The organism is Rhodococcus sp. IEGM 1406, assembly GCF_030056745.1.
GTDB lineage: Bacteria > Actinomycetota > Actinomycetes > Mycobacteriales > Mycobacteriaceae > Rhodococcus_F > Rhodococcus_F erythropolis.
In genome coordinates, this window is the sequence record NZ_JASHKO010000004.1 from 538989 (window position 1) to 556117 (window position 17129).

General features: G+C 63.4%; 17 protein-coding genes. 9 read left to right on the forward strand and 8 right to left on the reverse strand.

The genetic code is table 11. The features are described 5' to 3' along the window. Positions 1-3: 3 nt before the first annotated feature. Genes octT through QM596_RS21355 form a run of 7 tightly spaced genes read right to left on the reverse strand, consistent with a single transcriptional unit; the run spans position 4 to position 6383 of the window. Entirely contained in the window at positions 4-786 is a 783-nt protein-coding gene (gene octT / locus QM596_RS21325) for a diglucosylglycerate octanoyltransferase (RefSeq protein WP_019749052.1), read from the reverse strand. Then, a complete protein-coding gene (locus QM596_RS21330; RefSeq protein WP_019749053.1) occupies positions 773-1447 on the reverse strand; it encodes a histidine phosphatase family protein in 675 nt (224 codons plus the stop codon). The genes octT and QM596_RS21330 overlap by 14 nt, the downstream gene beginning before the upstream one ends. Then, positions 1444-1890, reverse strand: a complete 447-nt coding sequence (gene rsfS, locus QM596_RS21335; protein WP_003944502.1) for a ribosome silencing factor — start codon at positions 1888-1890, stop codon at positions 1444-1446. Before rsfS ends, QM596_RS21330 begins: the two co-directional genes overlap by 4 nt. Positions 1891-1936: 46 nt before the next feature. Next, positions 1937-2653 (reverse strand): nicotinate-nucleotide adenylyltransferase, encoded by a 717-nt coding sequence (gene nadD / locus QM596_RS21340; RefSeq protein ID WP_080657183.1) that lies wholly within the window; start codon positions 2651-2653, stop codon positions 1937-1939. Between the two features lie 18 nt (positions 2654-2671). After that, positions 2672-4135, reverse strand: a complete 1464-nt coding sequence (locus QM596_RS21345) for a vWA domain-containing protein (protein ID WP_283309890.1) — start codon at positions 4133-4135, stop codon at positions 2672-2674. A gap of 8 nt (positions 4136-4143) precedes the next feature. Next, entirely contained in the window at positions 4144-5055 is a 912-nt protein-coding gene (locus QM596_RS21350; protein ID WP_019749056.1) for an AAA family ATPase, read from the reverse strand. A 41-nt stretch (positions 5056-5096) separates the two neighbouring features. Next, complete coding sequence (locus tag QM596_RS21355; protein ID WP_019749057.1) at positions 5097-6383, reverse strand: glutamate-5-semialdehyde dehydrogenase; 1287 nt, start codon at positions 6381-6383, stop codon at positions 5097-5099. Positions 6384-6532: 149 nt separating this feature from the next. Between QM596_RS21355 and QM596_RS21360 the strand changes: the two genes are divergently transcribed. From QM596_RS21360 to QM596_RS21400, 9 genes are all read left to right on the forward strand, one after another. Beyond that, entirely contained in the window at positions 6533-7636 is a 1104-nt protein-coding gene (locus tag QM596_RS21360) for an NADH:flavin oxidoreductase/NADH oxidase (RefSeq protein ID WP_283309891.1), read from the forward strand. A 243-nt stretch (positions 7637-7879) separates the two neighbouring features. After that, entirely contained in the window at positions 7880-9322 is a 1443-nt protein-coding gene (locus tag QM596_RS21365; RefSeq protein ID WP_029255664.1) for an MFS transporter, read from the forward strand. Beyond that, positions 9319-10185 carry a ribokinase gene (locus tag QM596_RS21370; protein ID WP_283309892.1) on the forward strand — a complete coding sequence of 289 codons (867 nt, stop codon included), beginning with the start codon at positions 9319-9321 and terminating at the stop codon, positions 10183-10185. Before QM596_RS21365 ends, QM596_RS21370 begins: the two co-directional genes overlap by 4 nt. A gap of 69 nt (positions 10186-10254) precedes the next feature. Beyond that, positions 10255-11076, forward strand: a complete 822-nt coding sequence (locus tag QM596_RS21375) for a MerR family transcriptional regulator (RefSeq protein ID WP_113683735.1) — start codon at positions 10255-10257, stop codon at positions 11074-11076. 39 nt (positions 11077-11115) lie between these two features. After that, complete coding sequence (locus tag QM596_RS21380) at positions 11116-13215, forward strand: RecQ family ATP-dependent DNA helicase (protein WP_070386586.1); 2100 nt, start codon at positions 11116-11118, stop codon at positions 13213-13215. A gap of 160 nt (positions 13216-13375) precedes the next feature. Further along, complete coding sequence (gene ectA / locus QM596_RS21385) at positions 13376-13891, forward strand: diaminobutyrate acetyltransferase (RefSeq protein ID WP_019749063.1); 516 nt, start codon at positions 13376-13378, stop codon at positions 13889-13891. Between the two features lie 48 nt (positions 13892-13939). After that, on the forward strand, positions 13940-15202 hold the full coding sequence (gene ectB / locus QM596_RS21390; protein WP_020969986.1) for a diaminobutyrate--2-oxoglutarate transaminase: 1263 nt from the start codon (positions 13940-13942) through the stop codon (positions 15200-15202). A 15-nt stretch (positions 15203-15217) separates the two neighbouring features. Then, complete coding sequence (locus QM596_RS21395; RefSeq protein WP_003944463.1) at positions 15218-15616, forward strand: ectoine synthase; 399 nt, start codon at positions 15218-15220, stop codon at positions 15614-15616. Between the two features lie 9 nt (positions 15617-15625). Further along, a complete protein-coding gene (locus QM596_RS21400; protein ID WP_283309894.1) occupies positions 15626-16558 on the forward strand; it encodes a D-isomer specific 2-hydroxyacid dehydrogenase family protein in 933 nt (310 codons plus the stop codon). A 44-nt stretch (positions 16559-16602) separates the two neighbouring features. Here the strand turns inward: QM596_RS21400 and QM596_RS21405 are convergent, their stop codons facing one another. Next, a complete protein-coding gene (locus QM596_RS21405) occupies positions 16603-17124 on the reverse strand; it encodes a VOC family protein (protein WP_019749065.1) in 522 nt (173 codons plus the stop codon). Positions 17125-17129 lie beyond the last annotated feature (5 nt).

Sequence of the window (17129 nt, forward strand, 5' to 3'; positions counted from 1 at the left end):
CTGCTACCCGACTTCGCTCGGCGGTGATACCAGTTGCGGCGAAACCACTTTCTTCGACTCCACCCCGCGAATCGCAGCGATCATCGCGCGGGCTACACCGACATGACCGTCCCAACCCCAGTGAATACCGTCGGGGTTGCCGTTCTCGGAAAAGACGTTGTCACGCACTGCATCCGCGAGATCGACTACGGGAACGTCTTTCTCCGTAGCCCACTCGGTGATCGCGGACACCGCGGCAGGTCGTCCGGCGTGCACGCTCGCGTAGGCATCGCTGCGGTGCACCGACGGCAGGGTCGCGATCATCGGCAGTTCCGGCCGCATGTACTCCAACGCATTTCGCGAGCTTTCCAAATACTCGACGCTCAGCTTGGGCGGAAGTGCGACCGGGCGGCCCAGAGGTGCAAGCCGCGGCTGCAGCCACTGATAACCCTCGCGCACCACGCGTCGAAGCGCCGGAGGACGAACGTAGCGGATGGTCTCGCGGAGCGCGGTAGGCAATGGGGACGGTAGCGAGTCCATACCGCCGACCGCGAACACGACGGCGCCGGCCCGCGGCACGGCCGCCCACACACGAGGATCCTGAGTCAGTGCCCACCACGCGTCGCGGCACGTCCAGCCGATACGGGCGACCAACTCGACGTCCCAGCCGAGTTCGTCGGCCACGATGTTGGGCCAGATGCGTGGATGATCTGCCGCGAGGCCGCCTTTGGGGCCGAAATACGACAGCGAATCCGCGAGCACGAGGAGGACGGGGCGCTGCCCGTCGGCACTTTCAGAGGACGTCATTTGCGACACTCGCAGAAGCATTCCATACGTCGAGTCGCCACTCGATCGACTTGACGTCACCGTGTCCGCTGAGTTGCACCCAACTGGTGTTTCCCAATCCGCCGAGGACGGCCCAGCGATCGACGGGTAAGTCGAGCAATGCCGCTGTCAGTGCCGCGATCAAGCCTCCGTGCGCCACCAGAACTACGGGCCGCTCGGCCCAGTCCGGGTGCGTGTCGAGCAATTCGTGAACTACGGGGAGGCTGCGATTCGCGACGTCGATTCGGCTTTCGCCGCCGGGCGGCGCCAACGTGGCATCCGCCCGCCAGGCAGATCGCACACCGGGAGTGCGCTCGTCGACGTCATGATGAGTCAGGCCTTGCCATTCACCCAGGTGTGTCTCACGCAGACGCGTGTCGGTGAGGACCGGAAGTCCGGCGGCGTCACCGACAGCGACTGCCGTGAAATACGCGCGCCGCAGATCCGAGGACACGATCGTCAACGGTCTGCGATCGGCGATCACCGGACCTGCACTCTTGGCCTGCGTGCGTCCCAACTCCGACAGGTCGGTGTCGAGTTGCCCCTGCATCCGAGAGTCGGCGTTGTATTCGGTCTGTCCGTGACGCAGCAGGATGAGCCGGCGGACAGGGTTCGACGCCGCACTGGGCGCCGACGAAGTCACAGCGAGGGATCCTGCGCGTCCGGCTCGGAAACCGTGTCGGTCTCGAACACCGTGTTGGCATCGGCGGGGCCGGGACGGTTCTGTCCGAGGCCTTCGACCTCGACCGTCGGGCAGTCCTTCCACAGACGATCGAGAGCGTAGAAGTTGCGCTCCTCGTCATGCTGGACGTGGACGACGATGTCGGCGTAGTCGAGCAGTGCCCAGCGGCCCTCGCGGGTGCCTTCACGGCGGACCGGCTTGTGTCCCGCTTCGCGGAGGCGGTCTTCGATGTTCTCGACAATCGAGTTGACCTGACGCTCGTTGGTCGCAGATGCGATCACGAAGCAGTCCGTGATGACCAACTGTTCGGACACATCGAGCACCACCACTTCGGTGGCCAGCTTCTCGTCGGCTGCCAAGGCCGCGATGCGTGCCATGTCGATGGCTTCGGTGTTTGCACTCACTCGATGTTCTCCAGTTTCGTCTTCAGAAAGTACTTGTTGTTCTCGGCTAGCTCGATTCGGCGCCCGGGACGGCTTCCGACTTCCCCGGTGCGGGCTCCGACATCGTTGTAGCTCCGTCGCGGCGCTCCGCGTCGACAGGTCGATACAGGTTCCGCTTCGAGATGTACTGCACCACTCCATCCGGCACCAGGTACCAGACAGGGCGGTCTTCACTTGCCCGACGACGACATTCGGTCGACGAAATGGCAAGTGCCGGAATCTCTATCAACGTGACCGCGTCGGCGGGCATGGTGTCGAGGTGACCGGCCAGGTGCTCTGCATTGAGATCGAAACCCGGTCGCGATACCCCGACGAACTTCGCCAATGCGAACAACTCTTCCCAATCTTGCCAGGAAAGGATGCTGGCCAGCGCATCGGCACCGGTGATGAAGAAGAGTTCGGCGTCGGGATGGTAGGCCCTGAGGTCTCGCAGTGTGTCCACGGTGTACGTCACTTTTTCACGGTCGACGTCGACCCGAGAGACGGAAAACCGCGGGTTGGAGGCGGTGGCGATGACCGTCATGAGGTACCGGTCCTCGGCAGGACTGACGCCCCTCCCCTGCTTCTGCCAGGGCCGCCCGGTGGGGACGAAGATCACTTCGTCGAGTCCGAACCGGTCGGCGACCTCACTGGCCGCAACGAGGTGGCCATGGTGAATGGGGTCGAAGGTGCCACCCATCACTCCGAGGCGTCGAGCACGTTCCACCGATAGTCCCTTCTGCACGAGTGTCGAGCTTACGGGTCAGACCGGCAGCAGACGGGACACGACGTCGGCAAGCTGCTGGGCCGAGCGGCACTCGTGCATGCTGATGACCTCGTTGTACACCTTCGCCGCAGAGTCACCCGTTCCCCATTGCCCCTTCGACTCAGGGTTGAGCCAGTGTGCGTGCTTGGCAACCGCAACCATCTGCGACAGCGACTGGAGGTTGGGATCGCGGTAGTTGTTGCGACCGTCGCCGAGTACCAGCAGCGACGTGCGACTGGTGATCGACTGCGCGAACTTCTCCTGGAAGACCCCGAAGGCGTGCCCGTAGTCGGAGTGGCCGTCGTAGGTGATCAGTTCGGCTTCACGCACCATCCGTGACATCGCGGACCCGAGGTCTGCGTTCGAGTCGAAGAACCGCGTGACCTCGTCGGTCGTGTCGATGAACGCGAACACCCTCACTCGTGAGAACTGCTCGCGCAACGCGTTGACGAGGAGCAGGGTGAAATGGCTGAACCCCGCCACCGAACCCGACACGTCACACATCACCACAAGTTCCGGACGCGCTCGCTTCGGCTTACGCTGCACCAGATCGATCGGCACTCCGCCCGTCGACATGGACTTGCGCAACGTGCGACGCAGGTCGATCGAACCCGAGCGGGAGCGGCTACGACGCACCGCGAGACGGCTGGCCAACAGACGAGCGAGTGGTGCGACGTTTTTCTTCAGTGTGGTGAGTTCGGCGTCGGAGGCCCGCAGGAAGTCGACTTCCTCGGCGAGTTTCGGAACGCCGTACGTGGCGACGCGTTCCTTACCCAGATTCTCGGCGGTGCGTCGACGCGTTTCCTTCTCGACCATCTTGCGGAAGTCCGCGATGCGCTGCGCTGCCGTGCGCTTGGCGACCTCGGACTGATAGTCGGAATTGTCCTTGCCCTCGGACCCGGCGCCTTCCTGGTTGCCGAGTAGACCTTGCAGGATCTTGTTGAGCAACGTCTCCGGGGCGACGTCGCGCAGCGCCTGATAGGCGGAGAACGACGGGCCGTTACTCGACTGGTACTGCCCGAGTTCCTCGACCATCGCGGCGGTCAGGAGTTCGGTCATCTCCATCGCCTCGTCGCTGCCGTCTGTCAGCAGTTCGGCGATCAGCTCACGCAATGCCTGTAGGTCGATCGAGCCGTCTGGCTTGCGCGGCAGTGTGACGTCGACGTCGCCGACCGCACGGTCACCGATCGCCTTGGGGAACCACAGGTCGAAGACGGCGTCGAACGTCGCCCGGTGGGTAGGTCGACGCAGGAGCGAGCATGCCAGCCCTTCACGAAGCGCTTCACGATCGAGCAGGTCGAGAACCGACATGACCTGACCGGCGTCGACGGTCTCGGACGGGCCGACCATGATTCCGCGTCGTCGCAGAGCCTCGACAAAATCGACGAGGTGACCGGGAATCCCGTGCGGCGCTGCCAGGCCGCCGGGTGAGAGCGGCGACGTCGATCCTGCGGGAGCCATGACAGACCTCAGTTCAGCCGAAGTTCAGCGGCGGCACGCACCTGGTCCGACTGGTGCTTGAGGATCACGCCGAGCGTGGCGCGTACGGCGTCGTCGTCGAGCGTGTCCATGCCCAGCGCGAGGAGGGTGCGTCCCCAGTCGATGGTCTCGGACACCGAGGGAACCTTCTTGAGCTGCATTCCGCGAAGAACACGAATGGTGTTGACCAGCTGCTCGGCAATCGCTTCAGGAAGCTCCGGCACCCGGCTTGCGAGGATGCGACGCTCGAGGTCGGCGTCCGGGAAATCGAGATGCAGGAAGAGGCAACGACGCTTAAGAGCCTCCGAGAGTTCGCGCGTGGCGTTGGACGTCAGCACCGTGAACGGCTTGCGGGTGGCGGTGATCGTTCCGAGCTCGGGGATCGTGACCGCGAAGTCGCTGAGCACTTCGAGGAGCAGACCTTCGATCTCGACGTCTGCCTTGTCCGTCTCGTCGATCAACAGCACCGTCGGGTCCTCGCGGCGAATGGCCTTGAGCAGTGGACGTGCGAGCAGGAACTCCTCCGAGAAGACATCCGCCTTCGTCGAGTCCCAGCTGTGGTCGACCGCGACATCACCCCTCGCTCCGCTCGCCCCGCCCGACTGAATCCGAAGAATCTGCTTCGCGTGATTCCACTCGTACAGCGCACGAGCCTCGTCGACGCCCTCGTAGCACTGCAGACGCACCAGTTCTGCGCCCGTGGTCTGGGCGACTGCGCGGGCGAGTTCCGTCTTTCCGACACCGGCCGGTCCCTCGATGAGCAGGGGCTTGCCCAGTCGGTCGGCAAGGAACACTGCCGTTGCAGTGCCCTTGTCGGACAGGTAACCCGTCTCGGCCAAACGCTCGATCACGTCGTCGACGCTCGAGAAGAACGGTGTTGTATCGGGAAGAGCTCGGTCCACGGTTAACTCCTAAAAAGGGTGGGGCAAGTCTGGTGAACTTTTCAGGCGGGTCGGGTGTGCCCGTCGCCCCAGACGATCCACTTGGTGGACGTCAGTTCCGGTAGCCCCATGGGGCCACGCGCATGCAGTTTCTGGGTGGAGATGCCGATCTCGGCGCCGAATCCGAACTGCTCACCGTCGGTGAAGGCAGTCGACGCATTGACCATCACTGCCGCGGCGTCGACGCGAGCGGTGAACTCACGGGCAGCCGAGAGATCGGAAGTCACGATGGCTTCGGTGTGGCCGGTCCCGTATTGGTCGATGTGCTCGACCGCAGCGTCCAGGTTCTCGACGACCTTGAGCGCGACGTCGAGCGTGAGGTACTCCTTCGACCAGTCGTCCTCGGTGGCCGGGACGAGTCCCGGCAGATCGCCGTGCACGACGACGTCGTGCATCTGAAGCGCTTGAAGCAACTTCGGCACGGCCGTCTCGGCGATGGCGGCGTCGACCAGGACGGTTTCGGCTGTATTGCAGACACTGGGCCGACGGGTTTTGGAGTTGAGAAGAATCTTCTCGGCCATCAGTAGATCGGCGGCCGAGTGAACATAGACGTGGCAGTTACCGACACCGGTCTCGATGGTGGGCACGGTGGCATCACGCACGACGGCGCTGATCAGGCCGGCGCCACCGCGCGGGATGACGACGTCGACGAGGCCGCGGGCCTGGATGAGGTGCGTGACCGTCGACCGATCCGCACTCGGCAGAAGTTGAACGGAGTCCTCGGGGAGCCCCTGAGCAACCAACGACGCGCGTAGCGCCGCCACCAACGCTTCGTTGGACTTGACTGCCGAGGACGAACCACGAAGCAGCGCAGCATTTCCCGACTTGAGAGTCAGCCCGAAAGCGTCGACGGTAACATTGGGGCGAGCCTCGTAGACCATGCCGACGACACCGAGCGGAACGCGCTGCTGGCGTAGCTCCAAACCGTTCGGCAGAGTGGAGCCGCGAAGAACTTCACCGATCGGATCGGGTAGTCCGGCAACCTGACGCAAACCCGACGCGATGCCCTCGATCCGGTCAGCCGTCAGACGAAGACGGTCGAGCAGCGATTCCTCGGTGCCGCCCGCCTTCGCGGTGTCGATATCGAGAGCGTTGGCCGCGAGAATCCGATCGCTTGCCGCGAGTACCGCGTCGGCTGCGGCGTGGAGCGCAGCATCCTTCTGCGCCGTGGTCAGCAAAGCCAGGACACGCGAAGCCTTACGGGCTCGGCGTGCGGCGTCGTGCACGACGGACTTGGTGTCGGACGCGTTCGAGTCGACGGTTTCTGCGTTGGAAGTCACAGCGGTCATGAATACACATTAACCACCCACCTCCGCGGCCTGCTCGGCGGAACGAGGCTGTGACCACCCGGGACCATTCCGGCGGACCGCCGGGGAACAATTCCGATGCGCGGCGCTGTTGCACCCACCGACCTTCTTCTTCGAGTCAGGAGCCATCCGTGAGTGTGTTGTTCGAGCCTTTGACCCTGCGTGGCGTCACCATCCCGAACCGCGTCTGGATGGCACCGATGTGCCAGTACTCCGCTGACGTCATCGGCGACCAGGTCGGAGTGCCCAACGAGTGGCATCGCACGCATCTGGTGAGCCGTGCAATCGGCGGCACCGGCCTGATTCTCACCGAGGCGACGGCCGTCAATCCCGAAGGCCGCATATCGGCAGCTGATCTGGGGATCTGGAACGACACGCAGGCGCAAGCCTTCGCCGAGATCAACGCGCAACTCGCGTACTTCGGCGCAGTGCCCGGAATCCAGTTGGCGCACGCCGGACGCAAAGCGTCGACGCAGGTTCCGTGGCGCGGCGGCAAGAGCCTGCCCGCCGACGACCGACTCTCATGGCAGACGGTTGCCCCGAGCGCGGTTCCGTTCGGTCACCTTGCCGATCCGGTAGAGCTCACACCGGAGGGCATCGAGAAGGTCGTCGCGGACTTCGCAGCGGCGGCTACCCGCGCATTGAAGGCCGAATTCAAGGTCGTGGAAATTCACGCGGCCCACGGATACCTGATCCATCAGTTCCTCTCCCCCGAGAGCAACAAGCGAACGGACCGCTACGGAGGCAGCTTCGAGAACCGCATTCGATTGCTCCTCGAAATCCTGACAGCAGTCCGCGAGGTGTGGCCGGCCGAGCTACCGCTCTTCGTCCGGGTCTCGGCGACCGATTGGCTGACGGAAGAGCGTGGGCTCGAGGTCGACAGCTGGACCGCGGATCAGACCGTTGCCCTGGCCAACATCCTCTCCGATTACGGGGTCGATCTCGTCGACGTCTCCACTGGCGGCAATTCACCGGCGGCACAGATTCCGGTGGAACCGGGATACCAGGTTCCGTTCGCCCGTCGCCTGCAGAACGAGAGCCTGCTACCGGCCGCCGCCGTCGGCCTCATCACCGAACCCGAACAGGCCGAGAAGATCGTCGAAGACGGAAGCGCAGTGGCGGTGCTCCTCGGCCGCGAACTGTTGCGTGATCCCTACTGGGCGCGCCGGGCGGCCCGTGAACTGAACGCCGAGGTAGGACCGCATATCCCGTCGCAGTACGCCCGCGCCTTCTAGCCCGAAAATCGGCTCCCGCGCCCAACTTTGATAGCGTAAGCGTCTTACTTGCCGGTAGTCCGGAGCCCTGTGGGCTCCGGACACTGCCGCGGGCCAGAGCCGTGCGACGGGGGTCGCAACGAGCCACAGGGCACGCGGACGCTCGATTTCCCGACCGGCTCATCGGCGAGTGGGCAACGAAAAGATGCGTGCATCAGGTACGTGCCCCGCTCGGTTCGATGATTGCGCTGGGGAGCGCATGTCATGACTACACCAGAGAACTCGATCAGCGCTCTCGAAGTGGCCGAATCACCCGATGTCTGCGTCACCGACAATGCGTCCGTCAAGCGCGCTGTCAAGGCAACGATGCTCGGAAATGCCATGGAGTGGTTCGATTTCGGCGTTTACGCATATCTAGCTACCACTATCGGAAAAGTGTTCTTCCCGGACGCGAGCGGCAGCGCTCAACTCCTCTCGACGTTTGCAATTTTTGCGGCTGCCTTCATCGTCCGCCCTCTCGGCGGATTGTTCTTCGGTCCACTCGGTGACCGCATCGGACGCAAGAAAGTCCTTGCCACCACCATCATTCTGATGGCCGGCAGTACCTTCGCCATCGGCCTCATCCCGAGCTACGAATCCATCGGTATCGCCGCCCCGATCCTGCTGGTACTCCTACGCCTGTTGCAGGGCTTTTCCACGGGCGGCGAATACGGCGGGGCCAGTACGTTCGTTGCCGAATACGCGCCGGACAAGCGGCGCGGTTTCTTCGCCAGCTTCCTCGAATTCGGGACTCTGGCAGGATATGTGGCGGCAGCGGGCATCGTGACGATCATCCAGACCGTCGTCAGCGCCGAGGACCTCCTCCAGTGGGGCTGGCGCATCCCCTTCCTCATTGCCGGACCGCTGGGTCTCATCGGCCTGTACCTCCGTCTACGTTTGGAGGAAACTCCCGCATTCCAGATGATGGAGCAGGCCGAAGAGCGTTCCCTCGCAGACGAATCCACCGGCAAGAAACTACGCGAAACTCTCGTCGACAACTGGCGTCCGCTTGTTCTGTGCATCGTTCTGGTGGCCACGTACAACATCGCTCACTACGGCCTGCTCAGCTATATGCCGACGTATCTGACCAACACGTTGGGTTACGACGAATCCCACGGACTCGTTCTGATGATCATCGTCATGATCGTGATGATGATGGGAATCAGCTACGTCGGAAAGTTCTCGGACCGCGTCGGGCGTAAACCCTTGCTGCTCAGCGGTTTCATCGGATTCTTCGTCCTGTCCCTGCCTGCCTACCTGTTGATCGGCATCGGCAACTACGTGACGGTCTTCCTGGGACTCGCAATTCTCGGCGGCTTGCTCCTGCTGTTCGTCGGGGTGTTCCCGTCCGTGCTTCCCGCGCTCTTTCCGACCGGAATCAGGTACGGCGGCTTGGCAATCGGATACAACCTCGCGGTGTCGATCTTCGGTGGAACCACTCCCCTGGTGCTCACCGCCCTCGAAAGTGCAACGGGCAGCAACTTGGTCGCACCGATGTACATGATGATCGCCGCCGTGATCGGCGGTATCGCAGTCCTGATGATCCCCGAGACCGCACGCAAGCCACTCGACGGCTCTCCGCCCTCCGTCGCCACCGACGAGGAAGCACGTCGGATCATCCGCAAGGTTCGCCGCAAGAGAATGAAGGCCGATAACCTCGAGGTATGAGCACGCCTCGAATCGTCGTCGTCGGCAGTATCAACATGGATCTGACCACGTCAGTGTCCAGATTCCCCGCTCCGGGAGAAACGCTGCTCGGCACTGCCTTTGCCACCGCGGCGGGAGGCAAAGGCAGCAACCAGGCCATCGCCGCCGCGAAAGCCGGTGGGGACGTGTCGTTCGTCGGCGCGGTCGGCGACGACGGTTTCGGTACCCAATTGCGCGAGACCCTGCAAGACGCCGGGGTCGACACCGCGTTGCTTCGTAGTGTCGACGGCCCGAGTGGCGTTGCCGCCATCACCGTGAGCGAAGACGCGGAGAACAACATCATCGTAGTCCCGGGCGCCAATTCCTCGGTCACCTCGTTGTCAGAAGCAGACCTCGACGCGATCGCACACGCCGACGTTCTACTGTGCCAACTCGAAATCCCGGTCGAGACAGTTACAGCAGCAGCCGAGCACGCACATGCCAACGGGACGACGGTCATCCTCAATCCGTCTCCTGTGCAAGAACTTCCGGATCCACTGATCGATGCAGTCGACATCTTGATCGTCAACCAGACCGAGTCGGAGCAGTTGGCCGCGGTCACCGGTCGCGTCCGATACCTCGTCACGACGCTCGGGGCCGGCGGCGCGGATCTCCGGTCGGGCGAGGAGACAATCCACGCCGACTCCCCGGCCGTGACACCCGTGGATACAACTGGCGCAGGCGATGCTTTCACCGGCGCCTTCGCCGTGGAGTGGGTGCAGGACCAGGACCGCGCCCTGCAGTTCGCTGCCACGGCGGGAAGTCTGGCGACGACGGTCCGCGGCGCTTCGGTGTCGTCACCCACTCGCGCTGCGATCGAAAAAGTGCTGAAGCGTCAGGGTTGACTCTGACACCGTGTGAGGTCGTAAACCTGTAGGTGTCGGGTTCGTGAGGGAGAAACGGGGCAAGTAACCATGTTGAGCATCGGAGACTTCGCGAGAGCAGGTCGCGTGTCCGTGCGCATGCTCCGCCACTACGACGCCATCGGCCTGCTCACGCCCGCGAGGGTCGACGCATCCACCGGGTACCGCTCGTACACCGCGGGCCAGTTGGCGCTGCTCAACCGCATCGTCGCACTCAAGGAGCTGGGCCTGACCCTGGCCCAGGTCCAGCAGGTGGTGGAGTCGGCGGTCACCGTCGACGAAATCCGCGGGATGCTCACGCTTCGCCGAGCAGAACTCGAGACCCGAATCCAGGAAGACACCGCGCGACTGGCGCATGTACAGGCGCGCCTACGCATCATCGAAAGTGAGGGACAGATGTCCGCATACGAGGTTGTGATCAAGTCCGTTCCGGCGCTGCGGGTCGCGGAGTTGACCGGTACCGCCAAGACGATGGATCCGTCGTCGATCGGTCCGGTGGTTCGCGGGCTGTACGAGCGCCTGTGCACCGGTTTGGATCGTGCCGGTATCGCCGCGATCGGACCTGCGCTCGCGTACTACGAGGATGCCGGTGACGACGAGAACGTCGTCGTGCATGCCGCGCTACCGGTCGATGCGGATCCCGAGGGCGACTACGAGTTCGCGGTCGTCGAACTGCAGGCCGAAGCTCAGGTGGCCTCGCTGCTGCACAAGGGGTCGATGGACAACTGCCTACCCGCCTATCAAGCCTTGGCTCAGTGGATCGACGCAGCGGGATACCGCAATGCCGGCCCCAGCCGGGAGGTCACGCTGGCGTGCCCGGAGGACGTCGACGGCTGGGTCACCGAGCTGCAGGAACCTGTTGCCAAGGCCTGAAGCCCGCACGTGTCGGCAGGGTCGTGCACCATGGGGTCCATGACCACCGCCACTGCCCCAGCCATGCGCGACGAAGCCGAGCGACTGCTCCGTGAACTCGCGGGGCCGGATGCCCGCCTACGCGAGGACCAGTGGACGGCCATCGAGGCGCTGGTGGTGCAACGCAAGCGTGCCCTCGTCGTCCAGCGGACCGGCTGGGGCAAGTCTGCGGTCTACTTCATCTCGGCGAAGCTGCTCCGGGCAGCAGGTCATGGCCCCACGGTCATCGTCTCTCCGTTGTTGGCCCTGATGCGAAACCAGGTCAGTTCTGCCGAGCGTGCCGGGGTGCGAGCCGCGACCATCAACTCGGGCAATGTCACGGAGTGGGACGACATCCACGCCCGCGTTGCAGCCAACGATCTCGACGTACTGCTGGTCAGCCCCGAGCGCCTCAACAACCCCGACTTCCGCGATCAGGTTCTCCCGTCCCTGGCAGCTGATGCCGGCTTGGTAGTGGTCGACGAGGCTCACTGCGTTTCCGACTGGGGACACGACTTCCGTCCCGACTATCGGCGTATCAGGACTTTGATCGCCGAACTGGGCGAGGGCATTCCCGTCCTCGCGACCACGGCTACGGCAAACAACCGCGTCGTCGAGGACGTGTCCGCGCAACTCGGCGTCGGCGGCGAGGAAACTCTCGTACTTCGTGGCGGGCTCGAACGCGAGTCACTTCACCTTTCCGTGGTTCACATTCCCGAGGCGACGGCGCGCGCTGCCTGGCTCGCCGACATGCTCGAGACGCTGCCGGGATCGGGCATCATCTACACGCTGACGGTTTCGGCCGCTCGCGACCTCGCAAGCCTGCTCTCCGAGCGCGGTCATACAGTCGCCGCCTACACGGGCCAGACCGATCCCACCGAACGTGAATCCCTCGAGCAGGACCTGTTGGGCAATCGCGTCAAGGCTCTGGTGGCCACCTCGGCCCTCGGGATGGGCTTCGACAAGCCTGATCTCGGGTTCGTCGTCCACCTCGGCGCACCGTCGTCACCTATCTCGTACTACCAGCAGGTGGGCCGCGCCGGGCGTTCCACCGACAGGGCAGACGTGATCCTGCTGCCGGGCGCCGAGGACAAGCAGATCTGGAGCTACTTCGCCTCGGTCGCCTTCCCCCGCGAGCATCTGGTCCGCAGCGTCATCGAGCACCTCGACACCGAAAAGGCCACGTCGACACCGGCACTCGAACCGCTGGTGGAGCTCAATCGCACCCGTCTCGAAATGGTTCTCAAAGTTCTCGACGTCGACGGCGCGGTCAAACGAGTCAAGGGCGGTTGGATCAGCACCGGAGAACCTTGGGTGTACGACGCCGAGCGTTACGGTCGACTCGACGACGCTCGCCAGGCCGAGCAGGCTGCAATGGTCGAGTACCAGAGCATCACCACGTGCCGAATGACCTTCCTGCGTGAACAACTCGACGATCCTGGTCTGACATCGGAGAACTCACAGTGTGGACGCTGTGACAACTGCACCGGCAATCGCTACGACACCACTGTCGACACCACCGCCCTCGACGAGACTCGGGCACGCTTGCAGCGCCCCGGATTCGACCTGGAGCCGCGCAAGATGTGGCCGACCGGCCTGAGCAAGCTGGGCGTCAAGCTGTCCGGGAAGATCACCGAGGGACCGGAAACCGGGCGCATTCTCGGACGGATGTCGGACCTGGGCTGGGGCCAACGTCTCCGCGCGCTTTTCGACGGACCCGACGCGGAGGTACCCGATGCGGTGGTCAGCGCGTGTATCAGCGTTCTGGCCGCCTGGAATTGGGCCGAGCGCCCCACCGGTGTCATGGCCCTCGAATCCACGACGCATCCGTTGCTGGTGTCGAGCCTGGCTGCCAAGCTGGCCGAGGTCGGGCGATTGACCGACCTGGGCACCCTTCGCTTGCGACCCGACCACCCTCCGGTGTCGGCAGCGAACTCCGCCTATCGCGTGTCCGGACTGGTCGATGTTTGGGAAGTCCCGGACATGAGTATCCATCAGGGACCGATACTTCTTGTCGACGCAATCGCCGACACCGGTTGGACTTTCACGATGGCCGCACGCGCACTTCGGCAGGCAGGTGCGCATTCAGTCCTCCCATTGGCGCTCGCGAGCCCCAAATAGAGAGTTTTGGCCCGAAATAGTCGCTCGGACAACACCAAAAGTTACATAATGTGAGCACGATCACATTCATGTCCTCACCTGGGGCGCAACGGGTTCCGCACGGCCCGAAACGGACATCTGCATGACTTCGACAGCAATGATTGTTACGTTCAGATGACCGATGAAGCCTGTTGATACGAGAGCTATCCCGACCACCGCGCCGGACGCGGTGTTGTTCAGAAGCCCACAGATCGATGACGGAGTCCGGCTCTGGGAGATCGCACGTGATTCGAAGGTGCTCGACCTCAATTCGAGTTATGCATACCTGTTGTGGTGCAGGGATTTCAGCGCGACGTCCATCGTCGCAGAGGTAGACGGCCGCGTAGTCGGATTCGTTTCCGGTTATACCCGTCCCAGCGCGCAGGAAACCCTGTTCGTGTGGCAAGTCGCGGTCGACGAGGACCAGCGCGGCAAGGCAATTGCTGCCCGCATGCTGTCCGACTTGATGGATCGCACTGCCCCACTGGGTGTTACACATCTGGAGACGACGATCAGCCCCGACAACGAGGCTTCGATCGCACTCTTCACCGCGCTCGCACGTCGACGCGAAGTACCGATAACCAGGCAGAACTTGTTCTCGCCCAAAGATTTTCCCGATGGACACGAAGCCGAAGATCTTTACACGATCGGCGCCTAGCGCATTTCGCGCTCGGCATACAGCATGCCCCGGAGGAACAAAGAAGATATGAATATCAACGAAGCAAGCATTTTCGAAACCCTCGAGTCCGAGGTCCGCAGCTACTGCCGTGACTGGCCTGCAGTGTTCACCAGCGCATCCGGATCCTGGATTCGTGACGAAAACGGACGCGAATACCTCGATTTCTTCGCCGGTGCCGGCGCCCTCAACTACGGCCACAACAACCCGGTGCTCAAATCGGCGCTCGTCGACTACATCATGAGCGACGGCATCACGCACGGCCTCGACATGTCGACAGTCGCCAAGCGCGAGTTCCTCGAGACCTTTCAGCGCAACATCCTCGAGCCGCGCGGCCTGGACTACAAGGTCCAGTTCCCCGGCCCGACCGGATCGAACACCGTCGAGGCTGCATTGAAGCTGGCTCGCAAGGTGACCGGACGTTCGGCAGTCATCAACTTCACCAACGCATTTCACGGAATGACACTTGGTGCACTCTCCGTGACCGGCAACTCGATGAAGCGCGCGGGCGCCGGTGTTCCGCTCGTGCACACGACACCGATGCCCTTCGACAACTACTTCGACGGCGTCACCGAGGACTTCCAGTGGTTCTCCCGCGTTCTCGATGATTCCGGTAGCGGCATCAACCGTCCCGCGGCAGTGATCGTCGAGACCGTTCAGGGTGAAGGCGGCGTCAATGTCGCTCGCCCCGAATGGCTTCGGGCGCTGGCAACACTGTGCTCGGATCGTGGCATCCTGCTGATCGTCGACGACGTCCAGATGGGCTGCGGCCGCACCGGGCCGTTCTTCTCCTTCGAAGAGGCCGGAATCGTTCCCGACATCGTCACGCTGTCCAAGTCGATCAGCGGTTACGGAATGCCGATGGCGCTCACGCTGTTCAAGCGTGAACTCGACGTCTGGGGACCGGGCGAACACAACGGCACCTTCCGTGGCAACAACCCGGCGTTCGTCACCTCCAAGGTTGCACTCGACCACTACTGGTCCGACGACGCACTGACGAAGACAACCTTGAAGAAGGGCGCACGCATCAGCGAATGCTTCGCCAATCTCTCCGATCAGTTCCCCGGCGAGGTCTCGCACCGCGGACGCGGCCTGGTTCAGGGCCTCGTTTTCGATCAACCCGAGCGCGCCGGCAAGGTCTGCCAGCTGGCATTCGACGAGGGATTGCTCGCGGAGACCTCCGGACCCTCCGACCAGGTTGTGAAACTGCTTCCGGCACTGACGATTACCGATGACGAGCTCGAGCACGGCCTCTCCATCCTGGCCGAGGCGACACTCAAGGTCTGCAGCTAGAGGAAGGACTCTCCCATGATCGTTCGCACCACCACCGAGATCACCGACACCGACCGCGACATCACGAGCGAGGACGGCAACTGGCGCAGCAAGCGCATCGTCCTCGGCGGCGACCGCGTCGGGTTCTCGTTCCACGAAACCACCATCAAGGCAGGTTCGGTCAACGAGTTCCACTACGCCAACCACGTCGAAGCGGTCTGGCTCGTCGAGGGCACCGGCAAGCTGATCGACCTGGACAACAACAAGGAATACGATCTCGCACCGGGGTCGATGTACCTGCTCAACGGTCACGAGCGTCACCGCGTCGAGCCCGATACGCAGATGCGCATGCTCTGCGTTTTCAATCCGCCGGTCACCGGGCGTGAAGTACACGACGAGAACGGTGTCTACCCACTGGTGGAGGTCCCCGCGTAGCGTCTAGTCATGGCGACTGACACCTCTCCACGCGTAGCGATCGGCCCCGTCCCCGATGCACTGCTCGACAGCGCGGTGCTTCGGGGCGGAGGTCTGATCAGTCCGATCGACACTGCCGACGCCCTGATCTGGGCGGGCTCACCCGAAACTTTTCCGTCGGAGTTACCGGCGTCGGTCAGGTGGGTGCAGCTGCCGTCGGCGGGAATCGAGGATTGGTTCGACTCCGGTGTGATTCCGAAGGACACCGAAATCACGTGGACCTCGGCGGCCGGCGCGTTTTCGGCCTCGGTGGCCGAGCACGCGCTCATGCTGCTGTTGGCCGGAGTTCGTCACCTGCCCGCACACATCGAAGCTCGAACGTGGCGTCAGTTCGAGTTCTTTCCCAAGATCGGCACCCTTCGTGGCTCGACGGTTGCGATCATCGGCGCAGGCGGTATCGGCCGCGCGCTGATTCCGATGCTGGCCGCGCAGGGGGCGGACAGCATCGCAGTCAATCGTTCCGGTAGCCCGGTTCCCGGGGCCATCTCGACGTACCCCGCCTCCAGGATGGATGAAATCTATTCTCGCGCAGATCACTTCGTGATCGCTGCGCCCGCCACCCCGGCCACACGTCACCTCGTGGGCCGCACGCAGTTGGCGGCGATGCAACCCCATTCCTGGGTGATCAATGTCGCGCGCGGATCGCTGGTCGATACCGACGCGCTGGTCGAGGCAATCGAGTCGGAACAGATCGGCGGCGCCGGTCTCGACGTCACCGACCCCGAACCCCTCCCGGACGGCCACCCGCTGTGGGATCTGACGAATGCGATCATCACACCCCACGATTCCAATCCGCCGGGAATTCGCCCCGCCGCGTTTGCGGATCACGTCTCCAAGAACGTGACCCGCTTCGCGAAGGGCGAGGCACTGGCTGCCCTCGTCGACCCGGTCGCCGGATACTGAGCACGCCGCCGCAGCCTGAATGATCCGGCGAAAGCTGCTGAAAGTTACTGTGGCGAATCCGTATCCGGGAAGAAGAGCGCCCGCGCCCGGCGAGCCACCTCCTCCGCAGGTACGTCCTCGACCTTCGTGCATACGGCCCACCGATGGCCGAATGGGTCGAGAAACACTCCGTGCCGGTCACCCGAGAACGTATCGGCGACCGCCGTGACCAGCGTGGCTCCCTCGGCGACGGCCCGATCGACGAACTCATCCGTGTCCTCGGTGTAAACGACGATGGACGAATGCACCCAGCCGTCCTGCGGCGACCTGAGACCGAAGTCCGGCATCTCCTGCGAAAGCTGCAGCATCGAATCACCGATCCGAATCTCGGCATGCATGAGAGTGCCGTCAGGTGCATTCATCGCGTCGACGATCTCAGCTCCGAGTGCTCGTTTGTAGTAGTCGAGTGCGGCATGGCCGTCCGGCACCGCAAGGTAGGGAGTGATCGTGTGGTAACCAGCGGGAATTGGGTTCACTGTGTTCATGTCTACGAGTATCGACAGTCGTACACGTGTTCTATTGAACATTTCGG

What these genes read in the sequence shown, in the direction of transcription:
- octT (WP_019749052.1), bottom strand. Translation starts at nt 786, where the DNA reads ATGACGTCCTCTGAAAGTGCCGACGGGCAGCGCCCCGTCCTCCTCGTG.
- QM596_RS21345 (WP_283309890.1), bottom strand. Translation starts at nt 4,135, where the DNA reads ATGGCTCCCGCAGGATCGACGTCGCCGCTCTCACCCGGCGGCCTGGCA.
- QM596_RS21355 (WP_019749057.1), bottom strand. Translation starts at nt 6,383, where the DNA reads ATGACCGCTGTGACTTCCAACGCAGAAACCGTCGACTCGAACGCGTCC.
- QM596_RS21365 (WP_029255664.1), top strand. Translation starts at nt 7,880, where the DNA reads ATGACTACACCAGAGAACTCGATCAGCGCTCTCGAAGTGGCCGAATCA.
- QM596_RS21370 (WP_283309892.1), top strand. Translation starts at nt 9,319, where the DNA reads ATGAGCACGCCTCGAATCGTCGTCGTCGGCAGTATCAACATGGATCTG.
- QM596_RS21375 (WP_113683735.1), top strand. Translation starts at nt 10,255, where the DNA reads ATGTTGAGCATCGGAGACTTCGCGAGAGCAGGTCGCGTGTCCGTGCGC.
- QM596_RS21380 (WP_070386586.1), top strand. Translation starts at nt 11,116, where the DNA reads ATGACCACCGCCACTGCCCCAGCCATGCGCGACGAAGCCGAGCGACTG.
- ectA (WP_019749063.1), top strand. Translation starts at nt 13,376, where the DNA reads ATGAAGCCTGTTGATACGAGAGCTATCCCGACCACCGCGCCGGACGCG.
- ectB (WP_020969986.1), top strand. Translation starts at nt 13,940, where the DNA reads ATGAATATCAACGAAGCAAGCATTTTCGAAACCCTCGAGTCCGAGGTC.
- QM596_RS21395 (WP_003944463.1), top strand. Translation starts at nt 15,218, where the DNA reads ATGATCGTTCGCACCACCACCGAGATCACCGACACCGACCGCGACATC.
- QM596_RS21400 (WP_283309894.1), top strand. Translation starts at nt 15,626, where the DNA reads ATGGCGACTGACACCTCTCCACGCGTAGCGATCGGCCCCGTCCCCGAT.
- QM596_RS21405 (WP_019749065.1), bottom strand. Translation starts at nt 17,124, where the DNA reads ATGTTCAATAGAACACGTGTACGACTGTCGATACTCGTAGACATGAAC.